This window comes from Enterococcus sp. B2E4 (assembly GCF_030499455.1).
GTDB lineage: Bacteria > Bacillota > Bacilli > Lactobacillales > Enterococcaceae > Enterococcus_D > Enterococcus_D casseliflavus.
Genome location: NZ_JAUKPK010000003.1, coordinates 50482 through 67589, shown reverse-complemented (window position 1 = coordinate 67589; position 17108 = coordinate 50482). Strand labels below are relative to the sequence as shown.

Annotated in this window: 15 protein-coding genes; 11 read left to right on the top strand and 4 right to left on the bottom strand. The window is 44.9% G+C overall.

Features of this window, described 5'->3' with window-relative positions:
* Positions 1 to 136: 136 nt before the first annotated feature.
* Together Q1X33_RS04015 and Q1X33_RS04010 are read right to left on the bottom strand one after the other, a co-directional pair.
* Complete coding sequence (locus Q1X33_RS04015) at positions 137 to 1525, bottom strand: hypothetical protein (RefSeq protein WP_301969729.1); 1389 nt, start codon at positions 1523 to 1525, stop codon at positions 137 to 139.
* Positions 1522 to 1911 (bottom strand): GntR family transcriptional regulator, encoded by a 390-nt coding sequence (locus Q1X33_RS04010; protein WP_005225133.1) that lies wholly within the window; start codon positions 1909 to 1911, stop codon positions 1522 to 1524. The genes Q1X33_RS04015 and Q1X33_RS04010 overlap by 4 nt, the downstream gene beginning before the upstream one ends.
* Positions 1912 to 2075: 164 nt before the next feature.
* Between Q1X33_RS04010 and Q1X33_RS04005 the strand changes: the two genes are divergently transcribed.
* The 6 genes from Q1X33_RS04005 (at position 2076) to Q1X33_RS03980 (ending at position 8833) form a co-directional block, all read left to right on the top strand.
* Entirely contained in the window at positions 2076 to 3092 is a 1017-nt protein-coding gene (locus tag Q1X33_RS04005) for an acyltransferase family protein (protein WP_005225134.1), read from the top strand.
* 119 nt (positions 3093 to 3211) lie between these two features.
* The gene (locus tag Q1X33_RS04000; RefSeq protein WP_005225135.1) at positions 3212 to 4540 is read left to right on the top strand and encodes an aminopeptidase C; all 1329 of its coding nucleotides are present in this window, start codon (positions 3212 to 3214) and stop codon (positions 4538 to 4540) included.
* Positions 4541 to 4885: 345 nt separating this feature from the next.
* Complete coding sequence (locus Q1X33_RS03995; RefSeq protein ID WP_005225136.1) at positions 4886 to 6274, top strand: L-cystine transporter; 1389 nt, start codon at positions 4886 to 4888, stop codon at positions 6272 to 6274.
* A 158-nt stretch (positions 6275 to 6432) separates the two neighbouring features.
* The gene (locus tag Q1X33_RS03990) at positions 6433 to 7212 is read left to right on the top strand and encodes a tyrosine-protein phosphatase (RefSeq protein WP_005225137.1); all 780 of its coding nucleotides are present in this window, start codon (positions 6433 to 6435) and stop codon (positions 7210 to 7212) included.
* Positions 7213 to 7228: 16 nt separating this feature from the next.
* Positions 7229 to 8059, top strand: coding sequence for a fructosamine kinase family protein (locus Q1X33_RS03985; RefSeq protein ID WP_005225138.1), 831 nt, complete (start codon positions 7229 to 7231; stop codon positions 8057 to 8059).
* A gap of 15 nt (positions 8060 to 8074) precedes the next feature.
* Complete coding sequence (locus Q1X33_RS03980) at positions 8075 to 8833, top strand: acyl-ACP thioesterase domain-containing protein (RefSeq protein ID WP_005225139.1); 759 nt, start codon at positions 8075 to 8077, stop codon at positions 8831 to 8833.
* 50 nt (positions 8834 to 8883) lie between these two features.
* Here Q1X33_RS03980 and Q1X33_RS03975 read toward each other — a convergent pair whose 3' ends face one another.
* The gene (locus Q1X33_RS03975) at positions 8884 to 9852 is read right to left on the bottom strand and encodes an asparaginase (protein ID WP_005225140.1); all 969 of its coding nucleotides are present in this window, start codon (positions 9850 to 9852) and stop codon (positions 8884 to 8886) included.
* Between the two features lie 88 nt (positions 9853 to 9940).
* Between Q1X33_RS03975 and Q1X33_RS03970 the strand changes: the two genes are divergently transcribed.
* From Q1X33_RS03970 to Q1X33_RS03960, 3 genes are all read left to right on the top strand, one after another.
* On the top strand, positions 9941 to 10771 hold the full coding sequence (locus Q1X33_RS03970) for a DUF72 domain-containing protein (protein ID WP_005225141.1): 831 nt from the start codon (positions 9941 to 9943) through the stop codon (positions 10769 to 10771).
* Between the two features lie 8 nt (positions 10772 to 10779).
* Positions 10780 to 11640: a Cof-type HAD-IIB family hydrolase gene (locus Q1X33_RS03965; RefSeq protein WP_005225142.1), complete on the top strand. Its 861-nt coding sequence runs from the start codon at positions 10780 to 10782 to the stop codon at positions 11638 to 11640.
* A gap of 96 nt (positions 11641 to 11736) precedes the next feature.
* Positions 11737 to 12261, top strand: coding sequence for a haloacid dehalogenase (locus Q1X33_RS03960; protein ID WP_034695349.1), 525 nt, complete (start codon positions 11737 to 11739; stop codon positions 12259 to 12261).
* 71 nt (positions 12262 to 12332) lie between these two features.
* Here Q1X33_RS03960 and Q1X33_RS03955 read toward each other — a convergent pair whose 3' ends face one another.
* Positions 12333 to 13682, bottom strand: coding sequence for an aspartate kinase (locus Q1X33_RS03955; protein ID WP_005225144.1), 1350 nt, complete (start codon positions 13680 to 13682; stop codon positions 12333 to 12335).
* Between the two features lie 358 nt (positions 13683 to 14040).
* Between Q1X33_RS03955 and ezrA the strand changes: the two genes are divergently transcribed.
* Both ezrA and Q1X33_RS03945 read left to right on the top strand, forming a co-directional pair.
* Complete coding sequence (gene ezrA, locus Q1X33_RS03950; RefSeq protein WP_005225145.1) at positions 14041 to 15762, top strand: septation ring formation regulator EzrA; 1722 nt, start codon at positions 14041 to 14043, stop codon at positions 15760 to 15762.
* Positions 15763 to 15948: 186 nt separating this feature from the next.
* A complete protein-coding gene (locus Q1X33_RS03945; RefSeq protein WP_005225146.1) occupies positions 15949 to 17091 on the top strand; it encodes a cysteine desulfurase family protein in 1143 nt (380 codons plus the stop codon).
* Positions 17092 to 17108 lie beyond the last annotated feature (17 nt).

Here is a 17108-nt window from a genome sequence, read left to right as displayed (position 1 = left end):
GACTGTTAATCATGATGTCGTAGGTTCGAGTCCTACTGCCGGAGTATCAAAAACGACCTTCGTTTCGGAAGGTCGTTTTTTTTTGGTTGTGGATAGCCTGGGGATAATGGGTAGCCCAGTTTTTTCTCCAGAACACTCACTCCGCTGAGGAAATCTTCTGTACTAGTTCTTCGTATAAATCCGTCGTTTCGGCGGCTTTTTTATTTGTGTAAAAAACGGTGGGGCCATCTTTGGTGGTGACTTTTAAAATAGGTGTCGAGTTTATGTCCACGAACATTCTGGCAGGATCACCAGCAACGGTAAATTTACCGATTTGGTAACTGGCGGTTCCTACACCCATGGTACGAACACGAGGCGATGGCAAAGCTTCGATCAATTCCACCGTCTCTATATCTGCCAAAGAGACCGTTGTTTTCCCAGTCATTGGTGCATCGAAGGTGACTTCTTGTCCTTGCACTTCACCGGTGATCGCATCAGGAGCGAAATCTAAACGATACATCGGAATGATGGTACCGACCATTAATACAAGTAAGAAGACAGCGGTGATACCTGAGACGATTTGTCCGCTACGTTTACCTAGATTGATGCCGATATTCATCCCAACACGGTCAGGAACGAACAGTCGCGCATCATTAGGATTGATGTAAAAACCATATCGCCAGTAAGCATCTTCACCATAATAGCGCGGTTGTCCTGCTGGTTCTAAGAGCTGATCTTGTTTTTTACGCAGATCTAGCAACAAGAAGAAGGTAAAGACGATCAAGAAAACAACCAAAACAACAAAGAGCACTAAGAGGATAGTACTGAATGCTCCAGTAGCGGACATGGATGCCAGCGGGACAGTCAACAAGAGTAGCGTAATGGTACAAGTGACAGCGATCAATAAGGACCAATAGCGCTTTGTTAAATCATTGATGTGCTGGTCGATAGCTGAATCACCGCTGATCCCGCGAACCGGTAAGCGGCTGATGATCACCCAGAGATAGACGAATAGCGCAAAAGTTGCTAAGGAGACGCCGCCCATCAAGTATCCTGTAGAAAGATCAGGCAACTGCCATGCTTGGTACAAACTGATCATCAACAAAATCCCCGCAGGAACGAGGCTATACCACGGCAGCATCCGTTTATTTTTGGCTTGAACGAGTTTTGTATCGATCCGAATCGGATCGATAGGTAGTTCCCATCCTTTGGCAAGGATCAATTGCCGCATTTTTCCAATGCAATGCACTTGCACCAGGTAAGCTGTCCCCAGCAAAGCGGCCATATAAAGCCAGAACAGGGTAAGGATGATGGAGTCAGATAAATTGAACAAAAAAAGGAGACTTGCTACACTAAATGTACCAACAATTTGTAAGATACGCTTGCGAAATTCTGTGATCAAGCTCTGGACGCTAGGATCATCCAGATGCTCAGGGGCAAGGGTATTTTCGAGTAAAACATTTTTGTGGGGTTTACTGATCAAGCGTAAACCAAAGGCGCTCGTCCCACAGAGGACAAGAGCAATAATGAAAAAAAGATAGGTCATTTGCATTCATTCCTTTCAGGAAATTGGTCCAGCAGTTGTTGAACATCCGTTAAAAGCGCTTGCTTGCTTTTGCCGTGTAAGAGAGCGGTTGCTAGCTGCAGCTGCAAGTTTTGGCGATACTCCGCTTCTTGTCCAGAAGTAAACGGTGGTGGCGCGGCAACGGCGGTTCCTTTACGGCGATCCGTGACCAACAAGCCTTCTTCTTTGAGGGAATTGTAGGCTTTTGAGATCGTCATGGTATTGATGCCGATCTCTTCGGCTAATTGACGGACGGATGGTAGCAATTCGCCAGCGGATAAATCGCCTTTTGCGATACCGACAATGATCTGTTCCCGCAACTGCTGGTAGATCGGTTGGTTGCTTTGGGTTTGAATATCAAATATCATCGAAGACAGCTCCTTTGTATTATATATATTAATACAAAGTATACAAAATAGCAACTGGTAATCAAATGAACAAGAATCGTTAGAAAAAAGTAAATAGCTTGTTACAGTTCTGTTTCATGGATCAGGTATCCTTTGACAGATACAACTTAGAGGAGGAACTTTTTATGAGCCAATCGCAAAGAACGGCTTACTTTGATAATGCAAAATTTTTACTGATGATCTTGGTCGTCTTCAGTCACTTACTACAGCCTTTTATCGGCGATCAGAAGTTTTATCATGACCTATATTATTTTATCTTCACTTTCCATATGCCAGCTTTTGTTTTTCTGGCTGGGTACTTTGCCAAACCGTTGACGAAGGGACACAAGCTTCGTGAGCTGATGAAAAAGTTCTTGCTGCCTTATGTCTTCTTTCAGGTGTTTTACACCGTCTATTACTGGTTGATCGGTCTACGGGAGTCGTTAAAAATCCAACTGTTGAATCCGCAATGGGCACTTTGGTTTTTGCTTAGCATGTTCTTTTGGCAGCTCTCCTTGCTGGTCTTTCAAAAAATGTCCAAAAAGCAGGCGATCTTGCTGAGTATCGGCTTGAGTATCTTCGCTGGCTACGTGCCATTTTTAAATCAAGTGTTGACCTTGCAGCGGACCTTTGTCTTTTTGCCGTTTTTCATCATCGGGTTTTATTTTCCCAAAAATGAGATGCGCTTTTTATTGAAACCAAAGATTCGGACTATCAGTTTGCTTTTCTTACCGATCATCTACACCTTTATCGCGTTTTTTCATGGGATGAACAAGTACATGGTTTTTGGTTCCAAGCCTTATGACGATTACTTGAGCTATCCGTTGTTCGGCGGTCCCTTGCGTGCGGTCTTTTTCATGATCGGGCTGATGGGGATCATCGGCTTTCTGAGCCTCGTGCCTAGAGAGCACCTCTTTTTTACGAAGTGGGGCAAAAACACCCTGCTGGTCTATCTTTTACAGGGGATCTTCATCAAGGGCTTGCGGGCATTAGCGATCACCGACTTGAACCTGTCGGTATTAGGCTTTGTGACGTTGGTGTTAGCCAGTGTTTTACTGACGATCTTGCTAGCTAGTCGTCCGATCCGCTTCCTTTATGCACGATTTGAACGAGGACTATCCTTTGTTTTACTTGGCTTTTTGCTTTTGATGCTCACTCTTTAAATCCTTGATACGAGCAACCGCTCTTAGAAAGATGATCCTTTCATTTTTCTAGGAGCGGTTGTTATTTGAGAGGCAGAGGCGTAAAATGGAAGGAACGGAAAGTGAAAGGATGAAGAAATATGTCAGAAATTTCAAAAAAGACCACCGCTGCCTTTGCGCAAGCGTATCAAGACAATAATAAACAAACGGCACTGCAACGGAGTGTTGTGAAAAATGGGATCACCGCTTCTGCGGAAAACGTGTCAGCAAAAGTCAACAATGTGCCAGTTTTTTCAGTTGATGTGACAACCGGGAAAGTCTCAAACCAAAAACAATCAGGCCGTTGCTGGATGTTTGCCGCATTGAATACATTCCGTCATAAGATGCTGAATGATTTCAATTTAAAAGAATTTGAATTGTCGCAAAACCATACCTTCTTTTGGGACAAATATGAAAAAGCCAACTATTTCTATGAAAATATTTTAGCAACTGCTAACGAGCCTTTAACAAGTCGCAAAGTTGCTTTCTTATTGCAAACACCACAACAAGATGGTGGGCAATGGGACATGATCGTTTCGATTTTCCAAAAATATGGTGTCGTACCAAAAACGGTCATGCCAGAAAGCAGCAACTCTTCCAATTCTCGTGACCTAAACAATTACTTGAACAAAAAACTGCGTAAAGATGCGGTTGCTTTGCGTCAGCTAGTGGCTGAAGGCAAAACAGCTGAAGACATCCAAACAGCCAAAGAAGCGATGTTGGAAGACATTTATCGTTTCTTAGCGACTTCTTTAGGCACACCGCCAGAAACCTTTGATTTTGAATACCGTGATGAAGACAAAAACTATCACATTGATCGCAACTTAACACCGCAAAGCTTTTATGAAAAATATGTCGGGGTGGACCTTGACGATTATGTCAGCATCATCAACGCACCAACTGCCGACAAGCCTTACAATCAATCGTATACCGTAGAAATGCTAGGCAACGTGGTTGGCGGCAAAGAAGTCAAATACTTGAACGTCGATATGCCGACCTTCAAAAAATTAGCGATCGCTCAATTGGAACAAGGGGAGTCCGTGTGGTTCGGTTGTGATGTCGGTCAATCTTCTACCAGAGATACTGGGATCATGGCATTAGATGCGTATGATATCAACGACCTATTTGACATCGACTTTACGATGACCAAAGCAGAACGCTTAGATTTTGGCGAAAGCTTAATGACCCACGCGATGGTCTTGACTGGCGTTGACTTGATCGACGGCGAATCAACCAAATGGAAAGTCGAAAACAGCTGGGGTGAAAAAGTCGGAACGAATGGCTTCTTCGTTATGAGCGATGCGTGGATGGATGAATACACCTATCAAATCGTGGTTCGCAAAGAGTTCCTGACAGCAGAACAATTGGCTGCCTTTGAAGCAGAACCAACAGTCTTAGCACCTTGGGACCCAATGGGTGCTTTAGCGTAAGACAGCAATTTCTAATGATTGCCTGAATATTCTCTGAAAATTTTCAAAAAGTCGAAATGAAAAAATAACGAACCAGTTGCCGCAATCCAACCGTTAGGAAAGTAGAAATCCTAACAGTGTGGGGTTGCGGCAACGGTTCTTTTTTTATTTTCTGACAAAAAAGCGGTACCATCCCAGAAAAGTGGGAACTTATTTATTGTAAGATGAAGCAAACTTCTTTAAAATGGAATAGTCACTAATGATGCCACACGTCTCATTAGAGTGAACTGTTGAAGAATGGTCACTGGGAACCTTTACTTCCTCTGACAGACTTTGTCATGTTTATTGAACAAAAGGAGGATTCAAATGACAAATCTGTTAACTATTATTGTTGTTCTATTTTTTGCTGCCCTTATTTATGGGTTCTACTTATTGCAAAAACGTCACGTGAAGTTTTCTACGCGGGTCTTTGCGGCGTTGTTCGTCGGGATCGTTTTTGGTGGCGTGCTGCAGCTGATTTTTGGGACAGGCTCTGACGTTGTCACGCAAGCTCTTGACTGGATCACGATGGTCGGTAGCGGCTATGTAGCTCTCTTGCAAATGCTGATCATGCCCTTGATCTTCGTTTCGATCGTTGGTGCTTTCACTAAGATGAAAGAAAGCGAAAAAATCAAGAAGATCAGTTTTACGGTTCTTGCGACTTTGCTAGGGACAACGGCGATCGCTGCCCTGATCGGAATTGTGATGGTCATGGTCTTTGGTCTTGACGGTGCCAGCTTTACCGAAGGGGCAACGGAAACAGCGCGGATCGCAGAATTAGCGGAACGTTCGACACAAGTCCAAGATCTATCGATCCCACAACAAATCGTTTCCTTCATTCCAAGCAATGTCTTCGCCGACTTTGCGGGTACTCGTTCGACAAGTACGATCGGGGTCGTGATTTTCTCAGCCTTTGTTGGGATCGCCTTTCTTGGTGTCAAACGTAAATCACCAAAAGAAGCGGAAACTTTTGCGAATTTGATGGACAGCTTATATAAAATCGTGATGCGTATCGTCACGTTAGTTTTGCGCCTGACACCTTATGGCGTTTTGGCATTGATGACAAATGTATTAGCTTCAAGTGATTTTGAAGCCATCTTGAACTTAGGCAAATTTATCATCGCCTCTTATGCGGCTTTGATTTTGGTCTTACTCGTTCATTCATTATTGCTGATCGCTGTTCGGGTCAATCCAGTAACGTATTTCAAAAAGGCTTTTCCAGTCTTGAGCTTTGCTTTTACTTCTCGTTCAAGTGCGGGTGCCTTGCCATTGAACATCGAAACCCAAACCAAAGCGTTAGGTGTTGATGAAGCCACGGCTAACTTTGCGGGCAGCTTTGGGTTATCGATTGGTCAAAACGGCTGTGCGGGTGTTTATCCAGCGATGTTGGCAACAATCGTTGCACCAACGGTTGGGATCAATGTCTTTGATTGGCAGTTTATCCTGCTGCTAGTTGCAGTAGTTACGATCAGCTCATTCGGTGTTGCTGGTGTCGGCGGTGGCGCAACCTTTGCTTCATTGATCGTCTTAGGCTCAATGAACTTGCCGATCGCCATCGTAGGCTTAGTTATTTCTGTTGAACCATTGATCGATATGGCACGGACACTCGTTAATGTCAGCGACAGTATGGTTGCGGGAATGGTGACCAGCAGTCGTATCAACGAACTAGATCGTTCGATCTTAGATGATTCTGCCGCCGTGATCGAAGCCGAATAGAAACATTTTGTAACAAGCGAAAGCAAAGAAAGACTGCGTGTGGTCTTTCTTTTTTTTGTCCGTTAAAGCTCAGCTCATAGAAAAATCTAGGTTTCAGTGCCCTTAATAGCGAAGTTTCTGCTATACTTTTAACTAGAACATCGCGGGAGGGATAAGCAATGACACAATTGATTCAACTAGAACGAGCAGCAAACGTCAGAGAACTTGGCGGCTATCAAACGACAAACGGCACGACGATCAAACGAAAAAAATTGATCCGCAGTGCGGCGATCAATGAATTAACTGCTTCAGATCAAGCAGTACTGGCAAACTATGGGGTCAATCAGGTCATTGATTTTCGCTCCATCGCTGAAGCCAATGCACAGCCTGATCGACCGATCGCCACAGCAAAGCAGCTTTTTTTACCTATTTTTAAAGAAGACGAAACGATGGTTTCCTTGTCGCCAGAAAGCTTGAAGCAACGCTTGGAAGATGGGGAAGATGCCGAAGAGCAGATGAAAAAAGTCTACCGTCACTTTGTTGAAAGCGACTATGCCCGCCAACAATATCGGCAGTTCTTTGATCATGTGATCGCCAATGCGGAAGACGAAGGTGCAACCTTGTTCCACTGTACCGCTGGCAAAGATCGCACAGGTTTTGGCGCCTTTTTATTGCTGCATGTGTTGGCGGTGGCACCAGCGACGATCAAAGAAGATTATTTAGCGACCAATCGCTATTTAGCCCCAATGCTAAAAGAAAAATTTGCCCCAATGACCCAGCATTTGCCGCAAGAGCTGTTAACGGCGATCACGGTTTTGATGAGTGCCAAAGAGAGTTTTCTTGATGAAAGCTTGGCTGCGATCGATCAGCACTTCGGTTCGGTTGATCAGTATCTCCTGCAGGGACTAGGGGTGACGAAAGAAGAGCAAGCGTATTTGAATGCCCAACTGACTGAGTAAAGAAAGGGAGATCCGTATGGAGGAAGCATTGTTCGCAGCAATCGGGATGACCGGCTCGCTGACGCCCATCAGTGGTGGGGATGTCAATCAAACGTATCGTTTCACTACAGCAGAAAATCGCTATTTTTTAAAAACTCATCCTCATGTTTCATCGGTGTTCTTTCAAGCAGAGATCAACGGCTTAGCTGAATTAGCCCCTTTCGTGCGAGTGCCAAAAATCGAACGTCTCGGTCAGACCGAAGAGGGGGCATTTTTATTGATGGAATGGATCGATGGTGGGGAAGGACAGCAGCGACGCTTAGGCCAAAGCTTGGCTCGGCTTCATCAGCAGACGCAGGAGTCTTTTGGGTTTTACGAAGACAATTACATCGGCTTTTTGCCGCAAGTCAATCCGAAAACCACCGATTGGCTTGATTTTTATACAGTCTGCCGTTTGGATGTGCAAGTCGAATTAGCGAAGCTGGGTAATCGCTGGCATGCCAAACGGGAAGCCGCTTATCTGCGTTTGAAAGAATTTTTGCATGAGAATTGGCGTGATCGCAGCGTCACACCTGCTTTATTACACGGTGATTTTTGGCGGGGGAATGTGCTGTTCGATCAGCAAGGAGAACCAGTGTTTCTTGATCCAGCAGTCGCTTATGGGGATCGAGAAATGGATATTGCGATGTCCCAGCTCTTCGGTGGTTTTCGTCAGGAATTTTTGGAAGGCTATCAAGAAGTCTATCCATTAGATGAGGATTGGCAAGAGCGACTGCCAGTGTATCAATTGTATTATTTATTGGTCCATTTGAATCAGTTTGGCGAAAGCTATGGACCAAGTGTCGATGAAATATTGAGTCGTTTTTAGGAGGCAATTAGAACTATGGCAGCAAAGTATCAAACCACGCATGAAGTGGCGTATTATGAATGTGATGTCAACCAAACGATGACGTTTCCAGCCATGCTAGGCATCGCCATCAAGACATCAGAAGAACAAAGTGCGGCGTTAAACCGCGGACCAGAAGTCATCGCTAGTTATGGCTTGACCTGGATCATTACCAGCTATCACATAACGGTGACTCGTTTGCCGCGCGTAGGGGAGCAGATTCAAGTGGCGACCCAGGCGAGAGAATACAATAAATTTTTCTGCTACCGTTACTTATGGTTATTGGCAGAAGACGGAACGGAACTGGTCAAAATCGAGGCGGTTTTTGCGTTGATGGATCCGAAGACGCGCAAAGTCAGCAGTGTACCAGATGAGATCGTGGCGCCTTTTGGCAGTGAAAAAATCAAGCGAATCAAACGCTATCCGAAGATCACCCCTATCACGCAAGGACAATTTTTGCCGTATCGGGTGCGTTTCTACGATATTGATAGCAATCAGCATGTCAACAATGCCATGTATTTCAATTGGCTGATGGACGTCTTAGGCTATGAGTTTTTAACAAAACATGAAGTGACACAAGTGACGATCCGTTTTGATCGGGAAGTGGCTTACGGCCATTTGATCGAAAGCCATTTTCAAATCAATGAGAAGACAGTCGATGAAGCCGGCGAGGCTGTGCCGCTGCAAACGATCCACGAGATCAAGATCGGTGAGGATACTTACTGCGAAGCCATCTTTACTTGGCGAGAAAAATAAAACAACCCTTTTGCCTCCATTAGCGGAATGGCAAAAGGGTTTTTGTTTGGTTAATTCTCCATGAAATCAGGCAGTTCATCCATGGTCAACCCACGGTTTTTCGCTATCAGCAATTTGATGCGGGCTTTTTGGCTATTGATGCTATTGCAGAAAATCACCCCAAGAGCTTGCAATTCGATCCCGCCGCCTAAGTAGTCATAGACCGGCTCGGCAACGCCGTTGAAGCAGCGAGAAACTAAGACGACTGGAATGTTTCTAGCGATCAGTTTTTTCAAAGGCTCTATGGTCTGCGGCGGCAGATTGCCAGCGCCTAAAGCTTCGATCACTAGTCCATCGATCAGCGAGTCGGCTAAAGCATCGAACAATTCCCCAGTCATTCCCGCATAGGCTTTGACGATCGGAAACAGACCATCGACACGATCAACATCCAAATGGCGGTTATTTAACAGCTCTTGCATGAACAAGATACGGTGCTTTGTGACTAAGCCGATCGGACCTAATGTCGGGGTGCGGAATGTCGCAATATTGGTGGTGTGGGTCTTCGTAACATAACGTGCGGAATGGATCTCATCGTTCATCACGACTAAGACGCCTTTTCCTAAGGCATCAGGTGATTTCGCCACCCGAATCGCACTTTCAAAGTTATAAAGTCCGTCACTGCCGATTTCATTACTTGAGCGCATGGCGCCAGTCACCACGATCGGTAACTGACCGCCGATTGTGGTATCTAAAAAGAAGGCTGTTTCTTCCAGCGTATCGGTTCCGTGAGTGATCACGACCCCATCGACACCGCTTAAATGCGCCAGCTGGATACGTTCTTTCAGCTGCAGCATTTCTTTTGGGGTCATATGAGGACTGGGAATATTAAAAATGTCTTCGACGATCAATTCAACATCGTCGTCTATGTGGATCGGTGCATCCATCAGCGGATTGCTGACATCAGGGCTGACGCCGCCTGTCAGGGTGTCTTCTTTCATGGCGATGGTGCCGCCAGTGTGCAACACGAGAATTCGTTTCATTTTTTCATCACCTGCAATGATTTATTTACTCTTAACTCAAAACTATTGTATACTATTAAAATAAGAAAACAAGGAGCGATGGGAAAAAATGATTCGAATTGGTTGTACCACATTTAGTGAACATGGCAGTCTCGTGCAAAGAAAAAACTCGAAATTATTTGAGTATGCCCGTTATTTTCCGTTAGTTGAGCTGGATACCACCTATCATTTTTTGCCAAAAGAAAAAGACGTGCGCAACTGGTTGACCCAGATTCCCGAAAATTTCCGCTTTGTGTTGAAAGTCCATCAAAGTGTGACCACCCAAGGGGATTTGCCAGATCAGTTGACCATGACCGAAGCACTGCAGCTTTATAAAGAAGCGATCGCGCCAATGGTAGAAGCAGGCAAACTCTTTTGCCTATTGGCGCAGTTTCCCAACAGCTTTAAATGTACAAAAGAAAATGTCGCCTATTTAGACCAAGTGCGAGAATGGTTTGCGGGCTACCCAGTGGCGATCGAGCTGAGAGACAGCAGCTGGTATCAGCCGAAACTGTATCCGGGAATGATCGATTATATGAAGCGAAAGCAGTTTTCCTTAGTAGTTGTTGATCAGCCAAAAAAGCTATCGACCACCATTCCCCTTGATCCAACCGTGACCAATCCCGCGTTTGTCTTGTGCCGTTTTCATGGACGCAACGACAGCGGCTGGACAGCGACAGGACCAGATGCCAAAAATCTGCGGACCTTGTATCGCTATGACCAAGCCGAACTAACGGAGTTAAAACAAGCGGTCCAAGCCATCGAAGCCAATGCCAAAGAAGTCGCAGTGGTCTTCAATAATAATGCCGGTCGTGATGCCGCTGACAATGCCCGCGCATTGATCGATGCGCTGCAGATCGATTACGAAGCATTAAATCCTAATCAGTTGAAATTATTTTGAGGAGTCATATGATAAAAGCAATCTTTTTTGATATTGATGGCACGCTGATTGCCAGCAACGGCAAGGCGCTTGCCAGTACCCGTGAAGCCATCAAACAAGCCCAAGCCAATGGCGTCCTCTGCGGCATTGCCACCGGACGTGGTCCGGTTGACTTAGAGAAGGTGATCGATTACTTGTCGTTAGACATGTTTATCACCTATAACGGCCAATATGTCTACACGAAGGAAAACTTGATTTATGCTAAACCTTTTCCAAAACAAACGCTGGAAGCGATCGTAGAATACGCAGATGAAAATTACCGCCAAGTCATGTTTGGCGGAGAAACGCAAGTGGCTGGCAGCTTAACGATCCGCTTAAGCCAATCACCCGTCATGCAGCGCTACTTACGCTATGTACCGAAAAAATTTCCCGTCGGTTTTTTAAAGAAAGTCTTGCAGCGCTTTAGTCCCAATCGCAACGCCAAACGCTATGAATCGTTGGATATTTTACGAGAGCCCATCTATCAGTGCATTATGCTGAGCCCTGAATCAGAGCGCGAAAAATTACGGTCCAAGCTGCCGCAATGTGATTTTAAGCGATCCAATGCCTATTCTGTTGACATCGTGCCGAAAAATGGTTCGAAAATCAAAGGCATCAAAGAGTTTTTGGCCTATGAAGGGATCGCGATGGAAGAAGCGATGGCATTTGGGGATCATTTTAATGATGTGGAAATGTTAGAAGGCGTGGGGATCGGGGTTGCGATGGGCAATGCCCAGCCCATCACTAAAGCCAGTGCTGACTTTGTGACGGATACTAACGATCATGACGGCATCAAGAAAGCCTTGATCCATTTTGGCATTATTGCCGAGGATGCCCAAGCCAGGGAATGAAAAAAATAAGCAAGTAGCCAATCTATGAAGCAACGTAGAAGACAGCGCAGAACCATAAAACAAAACCATGAGAAAAAGCAGAAAGAAGCGAGCAAAATGAGTCCATTTGAAATGACGGAAGAGTTTCATAAAACCTTTGATCCAACGCGACCGCCATATCCACAAGCTTTTTCAGCGGAAAAAGCCCAGTTTCGTGCTGGTTTTAAAATTGAAGAATTAGTTGAGTTCCTTTATGCTGCCAGCAACAATGACGAAGAGACCTTTCAAGCAGGTCTGGAGCATTTGCATCAAGCGATCGATCAAGCCCAAGCCAAGCTGGCTGCCAAACAACAGCCTGTCAGTGATTCTCTAGTAGAACAAGTCGATGCGCTTTGTGATCTGCTGTATTTTACCTATGGCTCGTTTTCACTGTTAGGGGTCGATCCAGCGCCGATCTTGGCTATCGTTCATGACGCCAACATGGGAAAACTTTTCCCAGATGGGCAGCCCCATTATGATCCTGAGACCCACAAAGTCATGAAGCCGAGCGATTGGGAAGAACGGTTTGCTCCTGAACCGCGAATCAAGGCAGAAATCAACCGCCAATTGGCACAAAAACAAGCCCAAGAATCGTCAGAATAAAAACCAAACGTGCCAGTTGCCCGTTCTGATTGCTTATCAGCAAAAGGAGTGGTGCAACTGGCACGTTTGGTTTAATCAAAGAAAGTGTAGTAAAGGGTTCTGACAGCGGCTTTTTCTTGTTCTTTGTGGATACCGAACATGATGCTGACCTCAGAGGACCCTTGGTTGATCATCTCTAAGTTGATATTTTTCCGCGCAAGGGCAGCGGTACTGTCGGCAGTGATCCCGACTCGTTGACGCATTCCTTCACCAACGACGACGACCATGGATAGATCGTGGGTCATTCGCAGTTCATCGGGATCGATCTCGTAGGCGATCTTGCGCAGCAGTTCTTCTTCCAATACTGGATTCAACTGGTTGGAGCGCATAATGATCGAGAGATCATCGATTCCTGAAGGCATGTGTTCATAATTTAAATCAAATTCACGGAAAATCTCTAAGACCCGTAACGTGAACCCAACTTCGCGGTTCATCAAGTATTTGCGGATATAGATCATACAAAAGCCTTCGTCACTGGCAACGCCGATCACGGGCTGATCCAAATTGTCTCTCTGGTTGGTGATCAAGGTACCAGGATGACTTGGATTATTGGTGTTTTTGATCACCACGGGAATTTTCGCATGGTATGAAGGCATCAAGGCCTCATCGTGCAACACAGTAAAGCCTGCATAAGACAGCTCTCGCATTTCTCGGTAGGTCACTTCTTTGATGGACTCTGGATGATGAACATAGCCTGGATGAGCAGAAAAAATCCCATCGACATCGGTAAAGTTTTCGTACAATTCTACTTGCAGACCAGCCGCCACGATGGCACCAGAAATATCTGATCCTCCTCGAGAGAAGGTACAGATCTCGCCCGCTTCTGTGTAGCCAAAGAAGCCAGGAATCACTAAGATTTCAGGACTGTCGCGCCATTGTGCAATCTTGGCGTACGACTTGTTCAAGATACGGGCGTTTTGAGGTTCATCCGTCACCAGCAGCCCAAGTTCTTGCGGATTCATGTAGCGAGCAGCTAACCCACGGCTTTGTAAAATCCCTGCGATCAATTTGGCGTTGTTGTCTTCGCCGCTTGCCAAGACTGTATCATAAAGATGCGGATTGTCTTGGGTAGGCAGTGTTTGAAAAGCCGCCAATGATTGCCAGATGCGATCTAAATGGACTTGTTCGATACCAAAGGGGGCGGCGATCGCTGTATAGCGGGCATAGATTTCTTCTATTAAATCAGTGATTTCTTCTTGGGCACACAGACGGGTACAGACAGCTAGTAACAGATCGGTGACTTTCTGATCGTCGCTGGAACGCTTACCAGGCGCTGAAACAACAACAAACCGTCTTTTAGGATCACTTTCAATTATCGCAACAACTTTTTCGACTTGTTCGGCTGAGGCAAGGGAACTGCCTCCGAATTTTGCTACTTTCATTTGACATTACTCCTGTTCAAGCTTTTTACTAGAGTACAGTTTCAATAGGGAGAAATCAAGCGGTTTCTTGAAAAAAATCGGAAAAATCAGAAAAAAAGTCACTTGTTGATGTAAATTTCACGATTTGTTTTCATTATCGCTGGAAAAGCCGTGATTTATTTTATTCGATGCGAAAAAAGTCGATCTTTTTTGCCTCAATCTAATGCTTGATTTTTTTCTTTATGCTATAATCTAGCGTAGATGCTTTTTTATAAAGGGACTATCTGTCCTTTTTATACTCAACGAACTTATCAATCAATCTGCTGATCAGCAGGTTTTAGACGAAACATGTATATTTGAAAATTGGAGGAACCACAAAATGGGAACTAATATCATCTTTGGAATTGTCATTGCCATCATCATCATCGCAGCGGTCTTGTATGCAATTGGCTTTTTCATGCGGAAGAAAAACCAAGAAAAGCTGAATGACTTGGAAAAACGCAAAGAAAATCTGTTTGACTTGCCGGTGATCGAAGAAGTCGATGAAGTAAAAAGAATGCACTTGGTTGGTCAAAGTCAAAACACCTTCCGTGAGTGGAACCAACAATGGACAGATATCTCCACAAAATCTTTTGCTGAACTTGAAAGTCAAATCTTTGAAGTGGAAGAGCTGAACGAACGCATCCGCTTTTTCAAAGCAAAAGGGGCGATCGTCCAAGCCGAAGCGACCATGGACGAGATGGAACGCCAAGTGGAAGAGATTCGCGCAGGCTTGAAAGAATTACGAGAAAGTGAAGAACGAAATTCCCTGGAAGTCCAAAAAGCGCTGGACGTTTACGAAGACTTGAAGAAGAAGCTGCGGGATCAAGGCGAAGAATTCGGTCCTGCTTACAATGAGCTGCAAAAACAAATCAAAAACATTGAAATTGAGTTCACCCAATTTGTTACCTTAAATACTTCAGGCGATCCTGTGGAAGCACGGGAAGTGTTAGACCAAGCGGAAAAACACACCTATGAAGTGGAAGACCTAATGAAACGGATCCCAGCGGCGTACGAAGAATTAAATCGTACCTTCCCTGATCAGTTGAAAGAAATCCAAGAAGGTTATAAAAAATTATTAGAACAAAAATATGTGTTCCCAGAAGCAAACTTCCAAGAAGAAATCAACCGTGTGAAAAAACGGGTTGAAAACTCCATGAACGATCTAGCGAAAACAGAAGTCGCTTCCGTTGAAGTGGCAAGCCGTGATACTGCAAGTGATATCGATGCCTTGTATACGGTGATGGAACGTGAGATCAATGCCAAGAAATATGTCATGAAAAATCGTCAGATCATCGAAGACTACATTGACCACGCAACGAAGAACAACCGTCAGTTGTTGATCGAGTTGGATCATACGGCGCAAAGCTATACTTTGAATCATAATGAATTGGGTCGCGTCCGCGGCTTCCAAACCGAAGTGGACGAATTGGCTCGCCGCAACAACGAGTACTTACCGAAATTGGAAAAACATGAGATTCCTTATTCAGAAGTGCAAAGCTTCTACAAAGATGCCTACAAGATTTTGGATGATGTGGAAAGCCAGCAAGTTGAAATCGATGATTCTCTTGCGGAATTACGTCGTGGCGAAAAAGTTGCACAAGAAAAAGTGGAAAGCTTCGAATTCCGTCTACGCAACTTGAAACGGTTTGTTGAGAAACAACGCTTACCTGGTTTGCCAGGCGAGTATTTAGAATTCTTCTTCGTGGCAACGGATCGTGTCGAAGAATTAGGCAAAGAATTGAACAAGATTCGCATTAACATGCAAGAAATCAATAAATTGGTTTCTGTCTGTGAAGAAGATCTTGATCTTTTAGATGAACAAACGAAAGACTTAGTGGATGCTGCGGCATTGACTGAGCAAATGATGCAATATGCCAACCGCTATCGTCATTCTCATCCAGATATCAAGGCAGCGATCGACAAATCACTTTACTTGTTCAGTAAAGAATATCGCTACCAAGATGCGCTAGATGAAATCGGCACAGCGTTGGAACGAGTAGAACCAGGTGCCTTCAAACGGATCGAAAACTTCTACTTCAATAACCGCGACTTAGTATAATACGAAAGCCAGCAGTGAAAAACTGACTGGCTTTTTTCATGGAAAGAATGGCTCGCTGCATGAGTACCGCTTACGAAGGAAGGAAAAGTTTCCTTTAAAAAAAGCCAAAGCCAGCGAGTCACCTTGAAACTCAGCCCAAGAGCAGTTATAATGGGAAAGAATTTTTTTAGAGAAAGGGTCCTATCATTGATCTATTTTGACAACAGTGCAACAACCGCTATTTATCCACAAGCTTTAAATACATATGTCCAAGTCAGTCAGCGAATCATCGGCAATCCCTCAAGCCTGCATGATTTAGGAAATCAAGCCAATCGCCTGCTGCAGCAATCTCGTCAGCAGATCGCCGATCTGTTAAACGTTTCTTCCAAAGAGATCGCATTTACCAGTGGGGGAACTGAAGGAGACAACTGGGTCATCAAAGGGACTGCTTTAGCGAAAAAAGCCTATGGGAATCACCTGATTATTTCCAGTATTGAACACCCTGCCGTCAGTGAAACAGCGGCTCAATTAGCCGAGTTAGGGTTTGAGGTCAGTGTTGTGCCTGTCGATGCCCAAGGCTTTGTCAACGTGTCTGAATTAGCAAACATGATTCGCAAAGAAACGATTTTGGTTTCGGTGATGGCGGTCAATAATGAGGTAGGGTCGATCCAACCGATCCATGAGATCGCAGCTGTGCTAGCGGACCACCCATCGATCCATTTTCATGTAGATGCCGTCCAAGCCATCACAAAGGTGCCGCAAGAACAATGGTTCAATGAGCGGGTCGATTTTGCCGTGTTCTCTGCGCATAAATTTCATGGACCTCGTGGCGCAGGCTTTATCTATTGGAAACAAGGTCGTAAGCTGGCGCCATTGATGACCGGCGGTGGGCAAGAGCAAAACCAGCGCAGCGGTACCGAAAACGTACCAGCAATCGTTGCTATGGCAAAAGCCCTACGTTTAGCGACAGAACAAAAGGCTGAAAAGCCGAACCATGTTCAATTATTAAAAGGCTATTTGCAAGAAGCACTGGCTGGGTACGAGAAAGTCACGCTTTTTTCTGGCACAGAAGGGTTTGCGCCGCACATACTTTGTTTTTCATTAAAAGGGATCCGAGGAGAAGTCTTAGTCCATGCCTTTGAAGAAAAGCAGATCTATCTTTCGACGACGAGCGCTTGTTCCTCCCGTAAAAAGATGGCCAGCAGTACGCTTCATGCGATGCACGTTCCAGAACAGTTAGCAACATCGGCTGTTCGTATCAGTTTAGATGAGAGCAATACAATGGCAGAAGTCGAGCAGTTTCTGATCGTCTTCCACCAGTTGTACCAAAAATTTTCGAAAATCAATTAAGCACGACAGACCACTAT

Coding starts and splice junctions, on each gene's coding strand:
- Q1X33_RS03995 (WP_005225136.1), top strand. CDS start 4,886: ATGACAAATCTGTTAACTATTATTGTTGTTCTATTTTTTGCTGCCCTT.
- Q1X33_RS04010 (WP_005225133.1), bottom strand. CDS start 1,911: ATGATATTTGATATTCAAACCCAAAGCAACCAACCGATCTACCAGCAG.
- Q1X33_RS03965 (WP_005225142.1), top strand. CDS start 10,780: ATGATAAAAGCAATCTTTTTTGATATTGATGGCACGCTGATTGCCAGC.
- Q1X33_RS03955 (WP_005225144.1), bottom strand. CDS start 13,682: ATGAAAGTAGCAAAATTCGGAGGCAGTTCCCTTGCCTCAGCCGAACAA.
- Q1X33_RS03970 (WP_005225141.1), top strand. CDS start 9,941: ATGATTCGAATTGGTTGTACCACATTTAGTGAACATGGCAGTCTCGTG.
- Q1X33_RS04005 (WP_005225134.1), top strand. CDS start 2,076: ATGAGCCAATCGCAAAGAACGGCTTACTTTGATAATGCAAAATTTTTA.
- Q1X33_RS03985 (WP_005225138.1), top strand. CDS start 7,229: ATGGAGGAAGCATTGTTCGCAGCAATCGGGATGACCGGCTCGCTGACG.
- Q1X33_RS03990 (WP_005225137.1), top strand. CDS start 6,433: ATGACACAATTGATTCAACTAGAACGAGCAGCAAACGTCAGAGAACTT.
- ezrA (WP_005225145.1), top strand. CDS start 14,041: ATGGGAACTAATATCATCTTTGGAATTGTCATTGCCATCATCATCATC.
- Q1X33_RS03980 (WP_005225139.1), top strand. CDS start 8,075: ATGGCAGCAAAGTATCAAACCACGCATGAAGTGGCGTATTATGAATGT.
- Q1X33_RS03975 (WP_005225140.1), bottom strand. CDS start 9,852: ATGAAACGAATTCTCGTGTTGCACACTGGCGGCACCATCGCCATGAAA.
- Q1X33_RS04015 (WP_301969729.1), bottom strand. CDS start 1,525: ATGACCTATCTTTTTTTCATTATTGCTCTTGTCCTCTGTGGGACGAGC.
- Q1X33_RS03960 (WP_034695349.1), top strand. CDS start 11,737: ATGAGTCCATTTGAAATGACGGAAGAGTTTCATAAAACCTTTGATCCA.
- Q1X33_RS04000 (WP_005225135.1), top strand. CDS start 3,212: ATGTCAGAAATTTCAAAAAAGACCACCGCTGCCTTTGCGCAAGCGTAT.